This window comes from Enterobacter sp. PGRG2, from assembly GCF_030291195.1.
In the GTDB taxonomy this organism is placed as follows: Bacteria; Pseudomonadota; Gammaproteobacteria; order Enterobacterales; family Enterobacteriaceae; genus Enterobacter_D.
Window position 1 is genome coordinate 556,258 of record NZ_CP127837.1, and the last position, 17,068, is coordinate 573,325.

At 56.9% G+C, this 17,068-nt stretch carries 20 protein-coding genes; 10 read left to right on the plus strand and 10 right to left on the minus strand.

The features are described 5' to 3' along the window. Positions 1-22: 22 nt before the first annotated feature. Positions 23-424 (plus strand): anti-adapter protein iraM, encoded by a 402-nt coding sequence (locus tag QRD42_RS02270; RefSeq protein ID WP_321988108.1) that lies wholly within the window; start codon positions 23-25, stop codon positions 422-424. Between the two features lie 32 nt (positions 425-456). On the opposite strand, the gene rsmI is transcribed toward QRD42_RS02270, so the two are convergent. Continuing rightward, on the minus strand, positions 457-1,320 hold the full coding sequence (gene rsmI / locus QRD42_RS02275; protein WP_318363391.1) for a 16S rRNA (cytidine(1402)-2'-O)-methyltransferase: 864 nt from the start codon (positions 1,318-1,320) through the stop codon (positions 457-459). A 62-nt stretch (positions 1,321-1,382) separates the two neighbouring features. Between rsmI and QRD42_RS02280 the strand changes: the two genes are divergently transcribed. From QRD42_RS02280 to dolP, 4 genes are read left to right on the plus strand one after another with little or no spacing between them, the layout of a single operon-like run. Continuing rightward, positions 1,383-3,464, plus strand: coding sequence for a penicillin-binding protein activator (locus QRD42_RS02280; RefSeq protein ID WP_321988109.1), 2,082 nt, complete (start codon positions 1,383-1,385; stop codon positions 3,462-3,464). After that, positions 3,422-3,817 carry a YraN family protein gene (locus QRD42_RS02285; RefSeq protein WP_072569611.1) on the plus strand — a complete coding sequence of 132 codons (396 nt, stop codon included), beginning with the start codon at positions 3,422-3,424 and terminating at the stop codon, positions 3,815-3,817. The genes QRD42_RS02280 and QRD42_RS02285 overlap by 43 nt, the downstream gene beginning before the upstream one ends. A 23-nt stretch (positions 3,818-3,840) precedes the next feature. Continuing rightward, positions 3,841-4,431 (plus strand): DnaA initiator-associating protein DiaA, encoded by a 591-nt coding sequence (diaA, locus tag QRD42_RS02290; protein WP_072569610.1) that lies wholly within the window; start codon positions 3,841-3,843, stop codon positions 4,429-4,431. Between the two features lie 9 nt (positions 4,432-4,440). Continuing rightward, positions 4,441-5,016: a division/outer membrane stress-associated lipid-binding lipoprotein gene (dolP, locus tag QRD42_RS02295; RefSeq protein WP_072569609.1), complete on the plus strand. Its 576-nt coding sequence runs from the start codon at positions 4,441-4,443 to the stop codon at positions 5,014-5,016. A 44-nt stretch (positions 5,017-5,060) separates the two neighbouring features. Here dolP and QRD42_RS02300 read toward each other — a convergent pair whose 3' ends face one another. Together QRD42_RS02300 and QRD42_RS02305 are read right to left on the minus strand one after the other, a co-directional pair. Further along, positions 5,061-6,098 carry a permease gene (locus tag QRD42_RS02300; protein WP_321988110.1) on the minus strand — a complete coding sequence of 346 codons (1,038 nt, stop codon included), beginning with the start codon at positions 6,096-6,098 and terminating at the stop codon, positions 5,061-5,063. A 69-nt stretch (positions 6,099-6,167) separates the two neighbouring features. Next, positions 6,168-6,815 carry an NAD-dependent epimerase/dehydratase family protein gene (locus QRD42_RS02305; RefSeq protein WP_321988111.1) on the minus strand — a complete coding sequence of 216 codons (648 nt, stop codon included), beginning with the start codon at positions 6,813-6,815 and terminating at the stop codon, positions 6,168-6,170. 128 nt (positions 6,816-6,943) lie between these two features. On the opposite strand from QRD42_RS02305, the gene QRD42_RS02310 reads away from it, so the two are divergent. Next, positions 6,944-7,462, plus strand: coding sequence for a type 1 glutamine amidotransferase domain-containing protein (locus tag QRD42_RS02310; protein ID WP_321988112.1), 519 nt, complete (start codon positions 6,944-6,946; stop codon positions 7,460-7,462). Here QRD42_RS02310 and QRD42_RS02315 read toward each other — a convergent pair. After that, a complete protein-coding gene (locus QRD42_RS02315; protein ID WP_072569605.1) occupies positions 7,448-7,885 on the minus strand; it encodes a YhbP family protein in 438 nt (145 codons plus the stop codon). The genes QRD42_RS02310 and QRD42_RS02315 overlap by 15 nt on opposite strands. Before the next feature lie 14 nt (positions 7,886-7,899). Between QRD42_RS02315 and QRD42_RS02320 the strand changes: the two genes are divergently transcribed. After that, the gene (locus tag QRD42_RS02320) at positions 7,900-8,241 is read left to right on the plus strand and encodes a GIY-YIG nuclease family protein (RefSeq protein ID WP_321988113.1); all 342 of its coding nucleotides are present in this window, start codon (positions 7,900-7,902) and stop codon (positions 8,239-8,241) included. On the opposite strand, the gene QRD42_RS02325 is transcribed toward QRD42_RS02320, so the two are convergent. Continuing rightward, entirely contained in the window at positions 8,228-8,731 is a 504-nt protein-coding gene (locus QRD42_RS02325) for a GNAT family N-acetyltransferase (protein ID WP_318363386.1), read from the minus strand. The genes QRD42_RS02320 and QRD42_RS02325 overlap by 14 nt on opposite strands. Then, entirely contained in the window at positions 8,725-9,249 is a 525-nt protein-coding gene (gene ubiT, locus QRD42_RS02330; protein ID WP_321988114.1) for a ubiquinone anaerobic biosynthesis accessory factor UbiT, read from the minus strand. Before ubiT ends, QRD42_RS02325 begins: the two co-directional genes overlap by 7 nt. Before the next feature lie 241 nt (positions 9,250-9,490). On the opposite strand from ubiT, the gene ubiU reads away from it, so the two are divergent. From ubiU to QRD42_RS02345, 3 genes are all read left to right on the plus strand, one after another. Then, positions 9,491-10,486, plus strand: a complete 996-nt coding sequence (ubiU, locus tag QRD42_RS02335; RefSeq protein ID WP_321988115.1) for a ubiquinone anaerobic biosynthesis protein UbiU — start codon at positions 9,491-9,493, stop codon at positions 10,484-10,486. A 7-nt stretch (positions 10,487-10,493) separates the two neighbouring features. Beyond that, positions 10,494-11,369 (plus strand): U32 family peptidase, encoded by an 876-nt coding sequence (locus tag QRD42_RS02340; protein WP_321988116.1) that lies wholly within the window; start codon positions 10,494-10,496, stop codon positions 11,367-11,369. A 98-nt stretch (positions 11,370-11,467) separates the two neighbouring features. Then, complete coding sequence (locus tag QRD42_RS02345) at positions 11,468-12,475, plus strand: luciferase-like monooxygenase (protein ID WP_318363384.1); 1,008 nt, start codon at positions 11,468-11,470, stop codon at positions 12,473-12,475. Between the two features lie 136 nt (positions 12,476-12,611). Here QRD42_RS02345 and mtr read toward each other — a convergent pair whose 3' ends face one another. From mtr to nlpI, 4 genes are all read right to left on the minus strand, one after another. Beyond that, a complete protein-coding gene (gene mtr / locus QRD42_RS02350) occupies positions 12,612-13,856 on the minus strand; it encodes a tryptophan permease (RefSeq protein WP_321988117.1) in 1,245 nt (414 codons plus the stop codon). Between the two features lie 154 nt (positions 13,857-14,010). Beyond that, entirely contained in the window at positions 14,011-15,918 is a 1,908-nt protein-coding gene (locus tag QRD42_RS02355) for a DEAD/DEAH family ATP-dependent RNA helicase (protein WP_321988725.1), read from the minus strand. After that, the gene (gene yrbN, locus QRD42_RS02360; protein ID WP_099458804.1) at positions 15,911-15,988 is read right to left on the minus strand and encodes a protein YrbN; all 78 of its coding nucleotides are present in this window, start codon (positions 15,986-15,988) and stop codon (positions 15,911-15,913) included. The genes QRD42_RS02355 and yrbN overlap by 8 nt, the downstream gene beginning before the upstream one ends. A gap of 110 nt (positions 15,989-16,098) precedes the next feature. Continuing rightward, positions 16,099-16,983: a lipoprotein NlpI gene (nlpI, locus tag QRD42_RS02365; RefSeq protein WP_072569598.1), complete on the minus strand. Its 885-nt coding sequence runs from the start codon at positions 16,981-16,983 to the stop codon at positions 16,099-16,101. Positions 16,984-17,068 lie beyond the last annotated feature (85 nt).

Below are 17,068 nucleotides of genomic sequence, written 5' to 3' on the forward strand. Positions count from 1 at the left end.
AATTAAAAAAACAAGGGGTGTTATGACCTGGAAAATTATTGATTCTCTGGCGAGCCCGGATACCGGGACCTACTTCTCGATAGCCCAGACGTCAAAAAATCTTAAGCTCATCCTGTGGTGTAAAGGGGATTATTTTTTGCGGCAGGGGAACGCCTTTTTGACCGGGGAACTGGGCCTGTTCGTCGATGGAAAATTGCGGAACATCTCGGTTATTCACGCGTCGCCCTACAACGCGAAACTGTGGCAAAACCTGTTAAAAAAGACCGATTGTCCGGGCAATACACGGGATTTTGTCACCCCCTGTCCGAAAGATAAAAAGTGCCGCTTCGCGCTCTGTCCCTTCGGGCTTAAGCCGTACCAGCCTAAAAGCAGCGAGCCGCCCTGTACGCCGACGGCCCTGCGGTTTTCGCCTCCACAGCCCTGAAAATGCAGGGAGGCGGTTAACGGCTTGCAGAATTACTCTCCCTGCTGCTCCAGGGCATATTTGTACAGCGCGTTTTTCTTCACGCCATGAATTTCAGCCGCCAGCGCTGCGGCTTTTTTCAGCGGCAGTTCCGCCTGTAACAATGCCAGGGTACGCAGGGCATCCGCCGGCAGATCTTCTTCCTGCGCTTTATGCCCTTCGACGATGAGCACCATTTCACCTTTGCGGCGGTTTTCGTCCTCTTTCACCCAGGCCAGCAGCTCGCCGATAGGCGCGCCCTGGATCGACTCCCAGGTTTTGGTCAGTTCACGCGCCAGCACCACATAGCGCGATTCACCCAGCACGGCGCAAATATCTTCCAGGCTATCCAGCAGACGATGCGTGGACTCGTAGAAAATCAACGTGCGGGGCTCCGCTTCCAGCGCTTTCAGCGTGTCCCGGCGGCCTTTGGATTTGGCGGGCAGGAATCCTTCGTAGCAGAAACGATCCGACGGCAGCCCGGCGGCGCTTAACGCGGCGATGGCGGCGCACGGCCCCGGCAGCGGCACCACGCGGATCCCGGCCTCGCGGCAGGTGCGCACCAGATGGTAGCCGGGATCGTTAATCAGCGGCGTGCCCGCATCGGAAACCAGCGCGATGTTCTGGCCTTCTTTGAGCTTTGCCACCAGGGTTTCCGCTTTTTGCTGCTCATTATGATCGTGCAGGGCGAAGAGCCGCGCGCTGATGGCGAAATGTTGCAGCAGTAATCCCGTGTGACGCGTGTCTTCAGCCGCAATTAAATCAACGCTTTGCAACACGGTGAGAGCACGTTGTGTAATATCAGCCAAATTCCCGATAGGAGTGGGTACAATATAAAGCTGACCTTGAGAATTCTCAGCTGATTCGCGTTGTTTCATTGTTTCGTCCGTAGTGCCGATTTAATATTGAGCATTGCCTGAAAAATATCACTGGATACAGAATGGTACCGTCAACATTTCTTCGTTCAAAAGCCACGCGTTGTCTGCCTGTGGTGCTGGCCGCCCTGCTTTTCGCAGGCTGCGGAACGCAATCACCGGATCAGAGCAGTGCGCACATGCAGGGCGCAGAGCAGGCTGATTCGGGTTATTACCTGAACCAGATGCAGCAAAGCTCCGATGATAGCAAGACCAACTGGCAATTACTCGCCATTCGTGCACTGCTGAAAGAAGGTAAAACGCAGCAGGCGAGCGAGCTGTTCGCCCGGTTGCCGCAGGAACTCAGTGACGCGCAGCGTCGCGAGCAGGCGTTGCTGGCGGCGGAAATGAAAGTCGCGCAGAAAGATTTCCAGGGCGCGCAGGCGCTCCTCGGCAAAATGGATCCGGCAGAACTCGACAAAAATCAGCAAAGCCGATTCTGGCAGGCGGGCATTACCGCCCAGCAGGGTCGCCCTTCCCTGACGCTGTTGCGGGCGCTGATTGCGCAGGAGCCGCTGCTGGCGGCGAAAGAAAAGCAGGCCAACATAGACGCCACCTGGCAGGCACTGTCGCAGATGACGCCGGAACAGGCGCAGGCGCTGGTGATCAATGCCGATGAAAACGTGCTGCAGGGCTGGCTGGATCTGCAACGCGTCTGGTTTGATAACCGTAACGATCCGAACATGCTGAAAGCGGGCATCAGCGACTGGCAGGTGCGTTATCCGCAAAACCCTGGCGCGAAAATGCTGCCGTCACAGCTGGTGAACGTGCAGAACTTTACCCCGGCCTCCACCAGCAAAATTGCCCTGCTGCTGCCGTTGAACGGTCAGGCGGCGGTATTTGGCCGTACCATCCAGCAGGGTTTTGAAGCGGCGAAGAACGGCGTTGCTGCCGTATCAGGCCCGGCTACGCCTGCCCAGGTTGCGCAGGCCGCCACCACTGAAGAAAGCAGCGCGCCCGCGGACGTCGTCAGCCCGTCGGCGGCGCAGGTTGGCGATATCAGCGGTGAAGATCAGCCGCAGCCGGAAGCACAACCGACAGAGGCTGCTACGCCAGCGCCGTCCCCAGATGCGCCAGTGGCAGCCACTGAAACAGCAGCCGCTCCGCCGTCCGCGGTCAGTACGCCCGCTAACCCTGGCGCGCAGCTGAAAGTCTACGATACCACCACGCAGCCGCTGGATCAGATCCTCACCCAGGTTCAGCAGGATGGCGCCAGCATTGTGGTGGGGCCGCTGCTGAAATCCAACGTCGAAGAGCTGATGAAGAGCAATACGGCGCTTAACGTGCTGGCCCTTAACCAGCCGGAAACCGTCGAGAGCCGGGCGAATATCTGTTACTTCGCCCTGTCGCCGGAAGATGAGGCCCGCGATGCGGCGCACCACATCTGGGATCAGGGCCACCGCGCACCGTTAATGCTGGTGCCGCGCAGTACGCTTGGCGATCGCGTCACCAACGCCTTTGCCGATGAGTGGCAAAAACTCGGCGGCGGTACGGTGCTGCAACAGAAATTTGGTTCCACAGCAGAACTGAAGATGGGCATTAACAGCAATTCCGGTATCGCGCTCACCGGCAGCCCGGTGACGGCCAGCCTGCCTGCGCAGCAGAGCGTCACTATCGGCGGCCTGACCATTCCGGCGCCGCCCAGCGATGCGCAAATCAGCGGCGGCGGTAATGTTGATGCAGCCTATATTCTGGCAACGCCGGATGAAATTGCGCTTATCAAACCGATGATCGCCATGCGCAACGGCAGCCAGAGCCATGCCACGCTGTACGCCAGTTCCCGCAGTGCGAAAGGCATTGCCGGTCCGGATTTCCGTCTTGAGATGGAAGGCCTGCAATACAGCGAGATCCCGATGCTGGCGGGCAGCAATCCGGCGCTGATGCAGCAGGCGCTCAGCAGCGTGAATAACGATTACTCACTGGCGCGTCTGTATGCCATGGGCGTGGATGCCTGGGCGCTGGCTAATCACTTCTCGCAAATGCGCCAGGTGCCGGGCTTTGAGATTAACGGCAACACCGGCGACCTTTCCGCCACTCAGGATTGTGTGATTAACAGGAAGTTATCATGGCTGAAATACCAACAGGGGCAGATCGTCCCGGCCGGTTAACGCGTAAACAGACCGGCGAGGCGTGGGAAGTACGCGCGCGTCGCTGGCTGGAAGGCAAAGGACTGCGTTTTATCGCCGCCAACGTGCATGCGCGTGGCGGCGAAATTGATCTGATAATGAAACACGGGCCGACGACGGTCTTCATTGAAGTTCGCTACCGCAAAACGGCGACATTCGGCGGCGCTGCGGCCAGCGTTACCCGGCAAAAACAGTTGCGATTGCTGCAAACCGCGCGTTTGTGGCTTGCCCGGCACAATGGGAGTTTTGACACTGTGGATTGCCGGTTCGATGTGGTAGCCTTCACCGGAAATGATGTTGAGTGGATACAAGACGCCTTTAACGACCACTCATAATTGCTGAAATAATAGGGATTATCGTGCTCGAAAGAATTAAAGTCTGCTTTACGGAAAGCATTCAAACCCAGATTGCGGCGGCGGAAGCGTTGCCGGATGCGATTTCCCGTGCTGCCATGACGCTGGTTCAGTCCCTGCTCAACGGCAACAAAATCCTCTGTTGTGGTAATGGCACCTCTGCCGCCAATGCACAGCATTTTGCTGCCAGCATGATCAATCGTTACGAAACAGACCGCCCCAGTTTACCCGCCATTGCACTTAATACCGATAACGTGGTCTTAACTGCGATCGCCAACGATCGTCGGCATGAAGAAATTTATGCCAAACAGGTGCGGGCGCTGGGTCATGCGGGGGATGTGCTGCTGGCCATCTCCACCCGCGGCAACAGCCGCGACATTGTGAAAGCGGTGGAAGCGGCAGTGACACGCGATATGACCATTGTCGCGCTGACAGGCTACGACGGCGGGGAACTGGCCGGGCTTCTGGGGCCTCAGGATGTTGAAATTCGTATACCGTCGCATCGAAGTGCACGTATTCATGAAATGCATATGTTGACGGTGAACTGCCTGTGCGATCTGATCGATAACACGCTTTTTCCACACCAGGATGATTAAGGAGTACACATGAAGGCATTTTCGCCCCTCGCAGTCCTTATTTCCGCATTATTGCTTCAGGGATGTGTAGCTGCTGCGGTCGTAGGAACGGCAGCGGTGGGCACGAAAGCGGCAACGGATCCGCGTACCGTGGGTACGCAAGTGGATGACGGCACGCTGGAGGTACGCGTAAACAGCGCGCTGTCGAAAGACGAACAGATTAAGAAAAACACCCGCATTAACGTGACCGCTTATCAGGGCAAAGTCCTGCTGGTGGGACAGTCTCCGGACAGTTCGCTCTCCGCACGCGCCAAACAGATCGCGATGGGCGTGGAAGGCACCACCGAAGTATATAACGAGATCCGTCAGGGTCAGCCGATTGGGCTGGGCACGGCATCATCGGATACCTGGATCACCACCAAAGTTCGTTCGCAGCTGTTAGGCAGCGATCAGGTGAAATCTTCGAACGTGAAGGTAACCACTGAGAACGGCGAAGTGTTCCTGTTAGGGCTGGTGACCGAACGTGAAGCGCAGGCGGCGGCGGATATCGCCAGCCGGGTGAGCGGCGTGAAGCACGTGACAACAGCCTTCACCTTTATTAAATAATCCACTCATGTTAACCCTCTCCCGTCGGGAGAGGGTGTCAAATCTCACACCAGCGCGAGCGCGCCGACAATCATCCCGCACAATGCCACCAGCGCACCGGTAAGCCACAGAGCTTTCGCCGGGAACGACTTACGCAGCATAATCAATGACGGCAGGCTGACGGCGGGCAAGGTGATGAGCAGCGCCAGCGCAGGCGCAGTGCCCATACCAGCCAGCATCATGGTCTGCACAATCGGGATTTCGGCAGCCGTCGGGATCACGAACAGACAGCCGACGATCGCCATCGCGATGATCCACAGCAGGGAATTATCGATCGCGCCATCCGCATGAGGGAACAGCCAGACGCGCGCGGCACCCAGCACCAGTACGGCGAGGATATACACCGGAATGGTGCTCCAGAACAGCGACCACAGCGCTTTACCCCAGCGGGTCATAAAACCGCCCTGCGCCTGCGGGACCGCCACTTCCACCGGTTCAACCGGCTGCGCGCGATCTTTCACCACATGCTGCACCACGGCCGCCACCCCGATCACCGTGACCAGCCCGGCCACCAGACGGATCAACGCAAAGTGCCAGCCGAGCACAAAGCCCATAAAGACCAGGGTCGCGGGATTAAGTAACGGGTTTCCCATCCAGAATGCCAGCGCCCCGCCCATGGAAACCTGCTGACGACGCATACCCGCCGTCACTGGCGCAGCACAGCAGGAGCACATCATTCCCGGCAGGGAAAACAGCGTGCCAAGGAGCGTGCCGCGAAAGCGCGGCTGTCCGAGGGTGCGCAGCAGCCAGTCACGCGGGATCAGCACCTGAATCAGGGAACCGAGCAGCACGCCAAGCACGGCGGCTTTCCAGACGGCGAGGAAATAGACCATGGCGTAATCCAGCGCCGCCTGTAACGGGCTGCTGGCCGCCTGGCCGAGAATAGATTTACCGATGCTGTGCGTTTCGGCGGCAGTGAAGGCTTTACCGTAGTACGGCTGCCATTTCACATACCAGAGTCCGATAATAACGACGAGAAAAAAGAGTGCGGGTTTCCACCATTGGACAGGGGCAACCGCCTGAGATGAAGACTGACCAGTCATAGCATTTTCCAGGAGTAATGTTTTATTAAGCCGGAAAATACTACGCCTGCGAACCGCTTTTGGAAACGATTAATCCCGTGCGCGCTGGGCGATTTCCCGTAACTGCGCGGAATCCAGTACCGTTACGCCTTCCTGCGCCGGAGAAAGCGCGGTGATCAGCATGGCTTTTGCGACATCACGGGCCTCAATGGATTTCCAGTTTCCCGGCAGCAGACGGAATAATGGCGCCATCAGCGACTCGTTGAAGCGTTTTTTATTGCGGTCGCCGAGCAGCATCGACGGGCGGGCCAGGGTTAGCCGGGGCCAGTGCTGCGCCTTCAGCGCTTCTTCCATCTCGCCCTTAACGCGATTATAGAAAAAGGGGGAATGAGGATTCGCGCCCGTGGCGCTGACCACCAGCATATGTTTCGCCCCCACTCGCTGGCCGGTAATGGCCGTATCCACCACCAGCGTATAATCAGCATGAATGAAAGCTTCTTTGCTGCCAGCCTCGCGGCGCGTGGTGCCCAGACAGCAAAACACAATATCCAGCGGATCTTTTACCTGCGCCAGCGCATCGCTGAGCTGCGGATCGTGCGGATTAAACACGTCGTAAGCGTCCGCTAACGGGCGGCGCGTGGGCGCGGCGATGCCGGTGATTTCGGGTGTCTGCCTGAGCATACGCAGCAGATGTCCCCCTACCAGGCCGGTCGCGCCGGTGATCATTACCTGAGTCATCTCATCTCCTTTGCAGATTAGTCCGCCTTGCAATGTCGCGTCACTGAACCAGACTTAACAGTACTCTTCGTCATTATTAACGATTTATGGCGAAATCACCTGTCTGAACCCAAAACAGCGGAGGAAATATGGGCAAGAAGATTGCAGTCTTGATAACCGACGAGTTTGAAGATTCAGAATTTACGTCACCTGCCGAGGCGTTTCGTAAAGCCGGCCATGAAGTGATCACCATTGAGATGGAAGCCGGTAAAACGGTCAAAGGTAAGAAAGGGGAAGCCAGCATCACTATCGATAAAGGTATCGATGAGGTGAAGCCGGACGAGTTCGATGCGCTGTTACTGCCGGGCGGTCACTCGCCGGACACCCTGCGCGGCGACGATCGCTTTGTTACCTTTACCCGTGAATTTGTGGATTCCGGTAAACCCGTGTTTGCCATCTGTCACGGCCCGCAGCTGCTGATCAGCGCTGAGGTAGTGCGCGGACGCAAGCTCACTACGGTGAAACCTATTGTTATCGATCTGAAAAACGCCGGTGCGGATTTCTATGACCAGGAAGTGGTCATCGACAACAATCAGATCGTCACCAGCCGTACCCCGGACGATCTGCCCGCCTTTAACCGCGAAGCCCTGCGCTTACTCGGCAGCTGAGTCGCGCAACCAGTGAAGTTTTTTCCCGAAGCCCAGGGTGTTATCGGTAAATTTGATCTCGTCCGGGAGGATCTCCCAGACGGGGGCCGATAACGCTCTGGCCACCGGAAAGCGGCGATTATACTGCGCGCGCGGTACGTCGCTTTCTTCCTCGCTCAGACGCCGGATCTTCCCTTTGAACTGCACGCCGCGGATCAGCGCGACGGTTTTCGGCTGCCCGTTTATGGTGCCCGCCACCGGCGCGTTTTGCCCGGTCATCTGCGCATGGCGGGTGTGATCTTCACTCAGCACGTAGAACGCCACTTTTACGGGATCGTAGAGATAGAAGGCGTTTGCGCACCACAGCTCCCCGTCGCGGGTGACACACCAGCTCAGCACGTGTTGTCTGGCCAGCCAGCGATTAATGGCGGCGAGTGATTCCATCTGACTTCTTCCTCATGCTATGGTGCGCTCACCTTAACATAGTGAACGCTGTAATGACGCCCTGGTCTGTTTATCTTATTCGCACCGCTGATGATTCGCTCTATACCGGCATTACCACGGACGTATCCCGCCGCTTCAGCCAGCATCAGTCGGGCAAAGGCGCAAAGGCGCTACGGGGTAAAGGCGAGCTGCGGCTGGCCTTTACGGCGCAGGTTGGTGAACGCTCGCTTGCATTGCGGATCGAATACCGGATCAAACAACTGACGAAGCGCCAGAAAGAGCGCCTCGTCAGCGGGGATGGTTCATTTGAAGCGCTGTTAGCCAGCCTGCAAATGCCTGCGCTTAAAAGCGATTGAAATGATCGTGATACTCCACCAGCCCGGTTACGCCGTTGAAGGCGTCATCCGCCAGCCGATGGACGTGGAAGGCGGTTTCCGTACCCGGCCAGCGGCAGTGCAGATCGTAATGCGCCGCCCGCTCAAAACCGAGGCGGTCATAGAATGCCGCATCCCCTAAGGCTACCACGGCGGCATAGCCAAACTCATTGAGCGAATCCAGCCCTTCATACACCAGTTGCCGCGCGAGACCCTGCCCACGGTAGTTTTCGTCAATGGCCAGCGGCGCAAGCCCTACCCACTGCAAATCCTCACCCTGCACAGAGACCGGGCTGAAGGCGACATAACCCACCACCTGCCCTTCGTCATCTGTCGCCACCAGACCCAGCGTGATCAAACCATCTTCACGCAGATCATGTACCAGACCCGCTTCGCCATCGCCCGGATAAGCGCGACGAAGTAATGCGTCAATGCCTGGCGCATCAATGGGGATTTCAACTCTAATCAGCATGGTTCACCTACAGAAAGAGGTTTAGTTTCAGGGGGCGTTTTCAGGCCCGCTTCAACAAATTCCGCCAGTTGCATGAGCAGAACGCGTAACGGCTTCGGCATCTGCTCAGGTTCAATGGCATCCATCAGGTTTTTGACGTACAGACCCAGTTCAGTATCACCTTCAATCACCAGACGGCGCTGGAAGAACAGCGTATCCGGATCCTGCTTGCGGGCCGCGATCATCAGCAGGTCGCTGGCATCCGCGCTGAAGCTGACGTCGGCATTGGCAGACTGGCGCACGATTAACTGACCGTTCTCAACGGAGGTGAACCACTGAAGGCCAATGTCACGCACCTCGATACTTAACCAGCGTCCTTCGAGAAACTCAAGTTCTCCATCCACCAGCGCCTGCTGAAACTGCCAGCGCAGGACCTGTTCCAGTACCTGGCGTTTAAGGGCGAAAGGCGCGAGCTTCACAGGCACACTCAGCAAAGACGGACCCGCGAGAACGAGACGTGAGCGCAGTTTATCCAACACAAGCATTACTCCCTGAAATGATTAGTGCGCTTATTCTGCCACATCATACAAACGACATAGCGGCGCAAATCAACAATTACGACGAAGAAATACAGCATTATTGGTGTCATCAATACGCGATTAACTGCCTCAAATCAAAAATTGTCGCCGAAGGGTTAACTAAAATCCCAGTTCGTTAACAATTTTTGCACCTCTCAGGTGCGTCCGGGTCAGGCTGGCCCGTTGAACCGCAGGATATATTATGGAGTTGCTCTGCCCGGCCGGAAATCTTCCGGCGCTAAAGGCGGCCATCGAGAACGGAGCCGACGCCGTTTATATCGGCCTGAAAGATGATACCAATGCCCGCCATTTTGCCGGACTTAACTTTACGGAGAAAAAGCTCCAGGAAGCAGTGAACTATGTCCACCAGCACGGCAAAAAATTGCACATCGCCATTAACACTTTCGCCCACCCTGACGGCTATCAGCGCTGGCAGCGGGCGGTGGACATGGCGGCGCAGCTCGGCGCGGATGCGCTGATCCTCGCCGATCTGGCGATGCTCGAATATGCCGCCGAACGCTATCCCCATATTGAACGCCATGTCTCGGTGCAGGCATCGGCCACCAATGACGAAGCCATTCGTTTTTATCACCGTCATTTTGACGTGGCGCGCGTGGTGCTACCGCGCGTGCTGTCGATCCATCAGGTGAAACAGCTCTCCCGCACCACGCCGGTTCCGCTGGAGGTGTTCGCCTTCGGCAGCCTGTGCATTATGGCGGAAGGACGCTGCTATTTATCCTCTTACCTGACCGGCGAGTCACCCAATACCGTGGGCGCCTGTTCACCGGCGCGCTTTGTGCGCTGGCAACAAACGCCGCAGGGGCTGGAATCACGCCTGAACGATGTGCTGATCGACCGCTATCAGGAAGGGGAAAACGCCGGTTATCCGACGCTGTGTAAGGGGCGCTATCTGGTGGATGGCGAGCGCTATCACGCGCTGGAAGAGCCGACCAGTCTGAACACGCTGGAGCTGTTGCCGGAGCTGCTGGCGGCCAATATCGCCTCGGTGAAAATTGAAGGTCGTCAGCGCAGCCCGGCGTACGTCAGCCAGGTGGCGAAGGTCTGGCGTCAGGCTATCGATAAATGCATGGCCGCACCGGACGCCTACGCGCCGCAGGCGGCATGGATGGACACGCTGGGGGCGATGTCGGAAGGCACGCAAACGACGCTGGGCGCCTATCACCGTAAATGGCAGTGAGAAACCAATGAAATATGCATTAGGATCGGTGCTCTACTACTGGTCAAAAGAGACGCTGGAAAATTTCTATCAGCAGGCCGCTGAAAGCGAAGCCGATATTATTTATCTTGGCGAGGCGGTATGCAGCAAGCGCCGCGCCACCAAATCAGGCGACTGGCTGGATATGGCGAAAGCGCTGGCGCAAAGCGGCAAGCAGGTGGTGCTGTCGACGCTGGCGCTGGTGCAGGCCTCATCTGAACTTAATGAACTGAAGCGCTATGTGGAGAACGGCGAGTTTATGCTGGAGGCCAGCGATCTCGGCGTGGTGAATATGTGCGCGGAGCGGAAACTGCCGTTTGTCGCCGGTCATGCACTGAACTGCTATAACGCCGTGACGCTGCGCCTGTTGCACAAACAGGGCATGGTGCGCTGGTGTATGCCGGTGGAGCTGTCCCGCGACTGGCTGGTTAATCTGCTTAACCAGTGCGATGAGCTGGGGATCCGCAATCAGTTTGAAGTGGAAGTGCTGAGCTACGGTCATCTGCCGCTGGCCTATTCAGCGCGCTGCTTTACCGCCCGCTCGGAAGACCGGCCCAAAGATGAGTGCGAAACCTGCTGCATCAAATACCCGACCGGGCGCAATGTGCTGTCGCAGGAAAACCAGCAGGTGTTCGTGTTAAACGGTATTCAGACGATGAGCGGCTATGTCTATAACCTCGGCAACGAGCAGACCTCAATGCACGGGCTGGTGGATATTGTGCGCCTGTCGCCCATGGGCCCTGAGACGCTGGAGATGCTGGCGGCCTTTCGCGCTAACGCCAGCGGCGACGCCCCGCTGCCGCTGGCGGCGCACAGCGACTGCAACGGCTACTGGAGGCGGGTAGCTGGCCTGGAACTGGTGTAGCCTGCCGCGCAATTACACAGATAGCTCACTTTGTTAACAGCTTTAGCTACGCTTTAATGCAGTATTAAAGAATTAGCCTGTAACAAAGTGAGCACATTATGACCGATACATCCCCGCTTTTTTCGGTGCTCGATCTCGCACCTATCCCGCAGGGCGCTTCTGCGAAAGACGCCTTCGGACACTCTCTGGATCTGGCCCGTCTCGCTGAAAAACGTGGCTATCATCGCTTCTGGCTGGCTGAACATCACAATATGACGGGCATCGCCAGCGCGGCGACGTCCGTACTGATTGGTTATCTGGCGGCAAATACTGACACTCTGCACCTCGGCTCCGGCGGCGTGATGCTGCCGAACCACTCGCCGCTGGTGATCGCCGAGCAGTTCGGCACACTCAATACGCTCTATCCGGGTCGTATCGATCTGGGTCTGGGGCGTGCGCCGGGCAGCGATCAGCGCACTATGATGGCGCTGCGCCGTCATATGAGCGGCGATGTCGATAACTTCCCGCGCGATGTGGCTGAGCTGGTGGACTGGTTTGACGCCCGCGATCCGAATCCGCATGTGCGCCCGGTACCCGGCTACGGCGAGAAAATTCCCGTCTGGCTGCTCGGCTCCAGTCTCTACAGCGCCCAGCTCGCCGCCCAGCTTGGCCTGCCCTTTGCGTTCGCGTCGCACTTTGCGCCGGATATGCTGTTCCAGGCGCTGCACCTGTACCGCAGCAACTTTAAGCCGTCGGCGCGCCTTGAGAAGCCGTATGCGATGGTGTGCATCAATATCGTGGCCGCCGACAGTAACCGCGATGCAGAATTCCTGTTCACCTCCATGCAGCAGGCGTTTGTGAAGCTGCGCCGGGGCGAGACCTCGCAGCTGCCGCCGCCGATTGATAACATCGATCACTTCTGGTCGCCGTCAGAAAAATACGGTGTACAGCAGGCGCTGAGCATGTCGCTGGTGGGGGATAAAGCGAAAGTTCGTCACGGGCTGGAGTCGATCCTGCGAGAAACCCAGGCGGATGAGATCATGGTGAACGGCCAGATTTTCGATCATCAGGCGCGGCTGCATTCGTTTGACCTGGCGATGCAGGTGAAAGAAGAGCTGTTGGGTTAGTTCTGGCCTGCCCGGTGGCGCTACGCTTACCGGGCCTACATTTCCAGGTTTTGCCCGGTGGCGCTACGCTTACCGGGCCTACAATATTGATTTTGTAGGCCGGATAAGGCGCAGCCGCCATCCGGCAAGAGATTGACTACTGATACACCGGCAACAGATTAAAACTCGACAACAGATGCACCACCGCGTTGCCGACGCCGAAAATCAGGATCAGGGCAATCATCGGTTTGCCTCCCCAGACGCGAAACCGCGGGCTGCCAAAGCGTTTGCGGGATTTGCGCGCCAGCAGCGCCGGAACAATTGCCGCCCAGATCGTTGCTGCCAGTCCGGCATAGCCAATCGCATACAGAAAACCGTTCGGCCACAGTAAACCGCCCACCACCGGCGGCAGAAAGGTCAGCGCCGCGGTTTTCAGCCGCCCTGCCGCACTGTCATCAAACCCAAACAGATCCGCCAGATAATCAAACAGCCCCAGCGTCACGCCCAGGAACGAGCTGGCAACGGCAAAGTTAGAAAACACCAGCAGCAGTAAATCCAGGCTGCGGCTATTCAGCACGCCACTTAACGCCTGCACCAGCACATCGATATTTCCGCCCTGCGCGGCAATGGCGATAAAGGCCGGGCGCGGAATATTGCCCATCGTTCCCAGCAACCAGACCGCGTACAGACCCAGCGCCAGTAACGAGCCCAGCACGATACAACGGGTGATGGTGCGCGGATCCTTGCCGTAAAACTTCATCAGGCTGGGGACGTTACCGTGGTAACCAAAAGAGGCGAGGCAAAACGGCAGCGTCATCAGCAGATAAGGTGTATAGGAGGCGTTGCTTTCGGCCACATTAAACAGCGTGGCGGGCTGAACGTGCCCCAGCAGGCTGCCAAAGGTCAGAAAGAAGGTGATGACTTTGGCGCCCAGCACAATGGCGGTCATACGGCTGACCGCGCGGGTCGACAGCCAGACAATAAACGCCACCAGCAGCGCAAAACCAAATCCCGCCAGCCGTGCCGGAACGTTTAGCGACATTTCGCTAAAAGTATGATGCAGGATCGAGCCGCTCGCGGAAATGTAGGCGTAGGTCAGGATATAGAGCACAAAGGCAATGGAAATGCCGTTGATGACGTTCCAGCGCCTGCCGAGCAGATCGCGGGTAATGGTGTCGAAGCTGGATCCAATACGATAGTTGAGGTTCGCTTCAAGGATCATCAGCCCGGAATGCAGCATACAGAACCAGGTGAAGATCAGCGCCGCCATTGACCAGAAGAACCACGCGCCGGACATCACCACCGGCAGGGAAAACATGCCTGCGCCAATGATTGTACCCGCAATAATCACAACGCCAGCCAGCAGCGAAGGAGTGGTGTGTGTGGTCGTTAACGTCGCCATCCGTTTTATCTCCGGTGTTATAACAGCTTCGGTCAGTGAAGCATTGCGCCAGCATTGTACCAGTACATGAGTACAAAGCAGATAAAAAAAGCCCCGATTGTTAAGATCGGGGCTGGAACTTTTACTTTACAGTAAAGCGTAATGCGTTACGCGATTATGCATCACCGAAGCGACGACGACCGGATGCGGCACCGTCTTCGCGACGCGGACCACGGCTGCCTTCACGACGTTCGCCGCTGAAACGGCCAGCGCCTGGCGCTGCGCCTTCACGACGTGGGCCACGGCCACCTTCGCGACGCTCACCGCCACCGAAGCGACGTTCGCCGGCAGGACGATCGCCACCGCGACGTTCGTGCGGCTGTGCATCACCCAGCAGCTGCATATTCATCGGCTTGTTCAGGATACGCGTACGGGTAAAGTGTTGCAGAACTTCGCCCGGCATACCTTTCGGCAGTTCGATGGTGGAGTGAGTACCGAACAGCTTGATGTTACCGATGTAACGGCTGCTGATGTCGCCTTCGTTAGCGATAGCGCCAACGATATGACGAACTTCAACACCATCATCACGGCCCACTTCAATACGATACAGTTCCATTTCGCCAGCGTCACGACGCTCACGACGCGGACGATCTTCACCGCCACGCTCAGCACGCGGACCACGGTCGTTGCGATCGCCACGGCGTTCGAAACGCTCGTCACGGTCACGGAATTCACGCTTCGGACGCATCGGCGCTTCTGGTGGCAGGATCAGCGGACGTTCGCCCTGCGCCATTTTCAGTAGCGCAGCAGCCAGCGTTTCGATGTCCAGCTCTTCGTCAGCGGAAGGCTGAATTTTTGACAGCAGGCCACGGTACAGATCCAGATCGCTGCTTTCCAGCTGTTGCTGGACTTTGGCGGCGAATTTTTCCAGACGGCGTTTGCCCAGCAGTTCTGCGTTCGGCAGTTCAACTTCCGGAATGGTCAGCTTCATGGTGCGTTCGATGTTACGCAGCAGACGACGCTCGCGGTTCTCAACGAACAGCAGTGCGCGACCTGCACGACCTGCACGACCGGTACGGCCGATACGGTGCACGTAAGACTCGGAGTCCATCGGGATGTCGTAGTTAACGACCAGGCTGATACGCTCAACGTCCAGGCCACGGGCCGCAACGTCGGTCGCAATCAGGATGTCCAGACGACCATCTTTCAGACGCTCCAGGGTCTGCTCACGCAGCGCCTGGTTCATGTCACCGTTCAGCGCGGCGCTGTTATAACCGCTGCGCTCCAGCGCTTCAGCCACTTCCAGGGTCGCATTTTTGGTACGCACGAAGATGATCGCCGCGTCAAAGTCTTCTGCTTCCAGGAAACGCACCAGCGCTTCGTTTTTACGCATACCGTATACAGACCAGTAGCTCTGGCTGATGTCCGGGCGAGTGGTTACGCTGGACTGAATGCGCACTTCCTGCGGCTCTTTCATAAAGCGGCGGGTAATGCGACGGATCGCTTCCGGCATGGTGGCGGAGAACAGCGCGGTCTGATGTTCAGCCGGGATCTCAGCCATGATGGTTTCAACGTCTTCGATGAAGCCCATACGCAGCATTTCATCCGCTTCGTCCAGTACCAGACCTTTCAGGTTGGACAGGTTCAGCGTGCCGCGTTTTAAGTGATCAAGCAGGCGACCCGGGGTACCCACAACAATTTGTGGGCCCTGACGCAGGGCGCGCAGCTGCACGTCATAACGCTGGCCGCCGTAAAGGGCTACCACGTTTACGCCGTGCATATGTTTAGAGAAGTCCGTCATGGCTTCAGCAACCTGAACCGCCAGTTCGCGGGTCGGGGCCAGCACCAGAATCTGTGGCGCTTTCAGCTCAGGATCGAGGTTGTGCAGCAGCGGTAAAGAGAACGCTGCGGTTTTGCCGCTACCGGTCTGGGCCATACCCAGAACATCGCGGCCACCCAGCAGATGTGGGATACACTCTGCCTGGATTGGAGATGGCTTTTCGTAACCCAGATCGTTCAGGGCCTGAAGGATGGAGGCATTCAGCCCAAGATCAGAAAAAGTGGTTTCGATGGTATCAGTCATGTAGTACATGTGCCTCATTGATGGCGGCCAGTCTACGTAACTCATCGTGAAATTGATCTGCAATTTTCATTGAAAAGTGTGAACCGGCTCAAATTTAGTTGATTAACGAACAAAAACGCCCTCACCCGTCAGGATGATGACTTTAGTAAAAAAGTTGGTGGGCTGATCGTTGTTCGTCAGCTATTGCTGGTCCGATTCTGCCAGGTCATCTTGCTCCTGGCCCAAGAGCGATAATTCCAACAATGCATAACGATGCTCAACGTAGTTGTGTACGTTGTTAGCGACCGCTAACTTGAACAGTGCCGTAGCGCTGTCCTTTTCCCCCAGACTTAGGTAGAACTTACCTAAATAGAAGTTGGTTTCACTGAGATGCTCAGCGAGCGAGGTGTTATCCGTTGCGTCCGCCTTCAGGCGATCCATTAACGTTGCTTCGTTAATGTCACCGAGGTAGAACTCGACAATGTTCCATCCCCATTGCTCTCTATCCGATTTCTCGAAGCGCTGTCTTAGTGCTTCTTTGGCCTGCTTTTCGTCAAGCTTACGCTCGGCGATGTAAAGCCACAGGCTACGGAAAGGATCATTGGGATCGTCTTGATAAAACGCCAGCAGATCATCTTGCGCTAACTTGTCACGACCGCCGTAATACAGAGCGATACCGCGATTCAAGTGCGCGTAGTTGTAAGTTGGATCAAGCTCAAGTACAGAATCAAACGCTTCATAAGCGGCGTCAAAATTGCCCGCTTGCGTTAAGTAAATGCCTAAGTAATTGAATACTTCAGGCATATCGGGTCGGATGGCCAGTGCTTGTGAAAAATCATTTCGCGCCAGTGCCCTCAGACCGAGACTATCATACAACACTCCGCGCTCATATAAAAGCTGTGCGCGTTCATCATCGGTTAAAGCCCGACTGGCAAGAATTTGTTCCATGCGCGCCAGAATCACTTCTTGCTGCAAAGTCGGTTGCAATGGCACCGCCAGGACTTCGCTCTTACGCCAGGCAGAGTTGCTGCATCCTGCCAGCGTTAAAGCTGTCGCAACGAAACACCAGCGCAAAAAAGGCTTCATTTCCCACTCCCGAAGACAACAATTAGATGGACATCCTGTCCCCCGGCTGCAAACACAGCATCCTGCCCGGAATGAAAACTCTCCG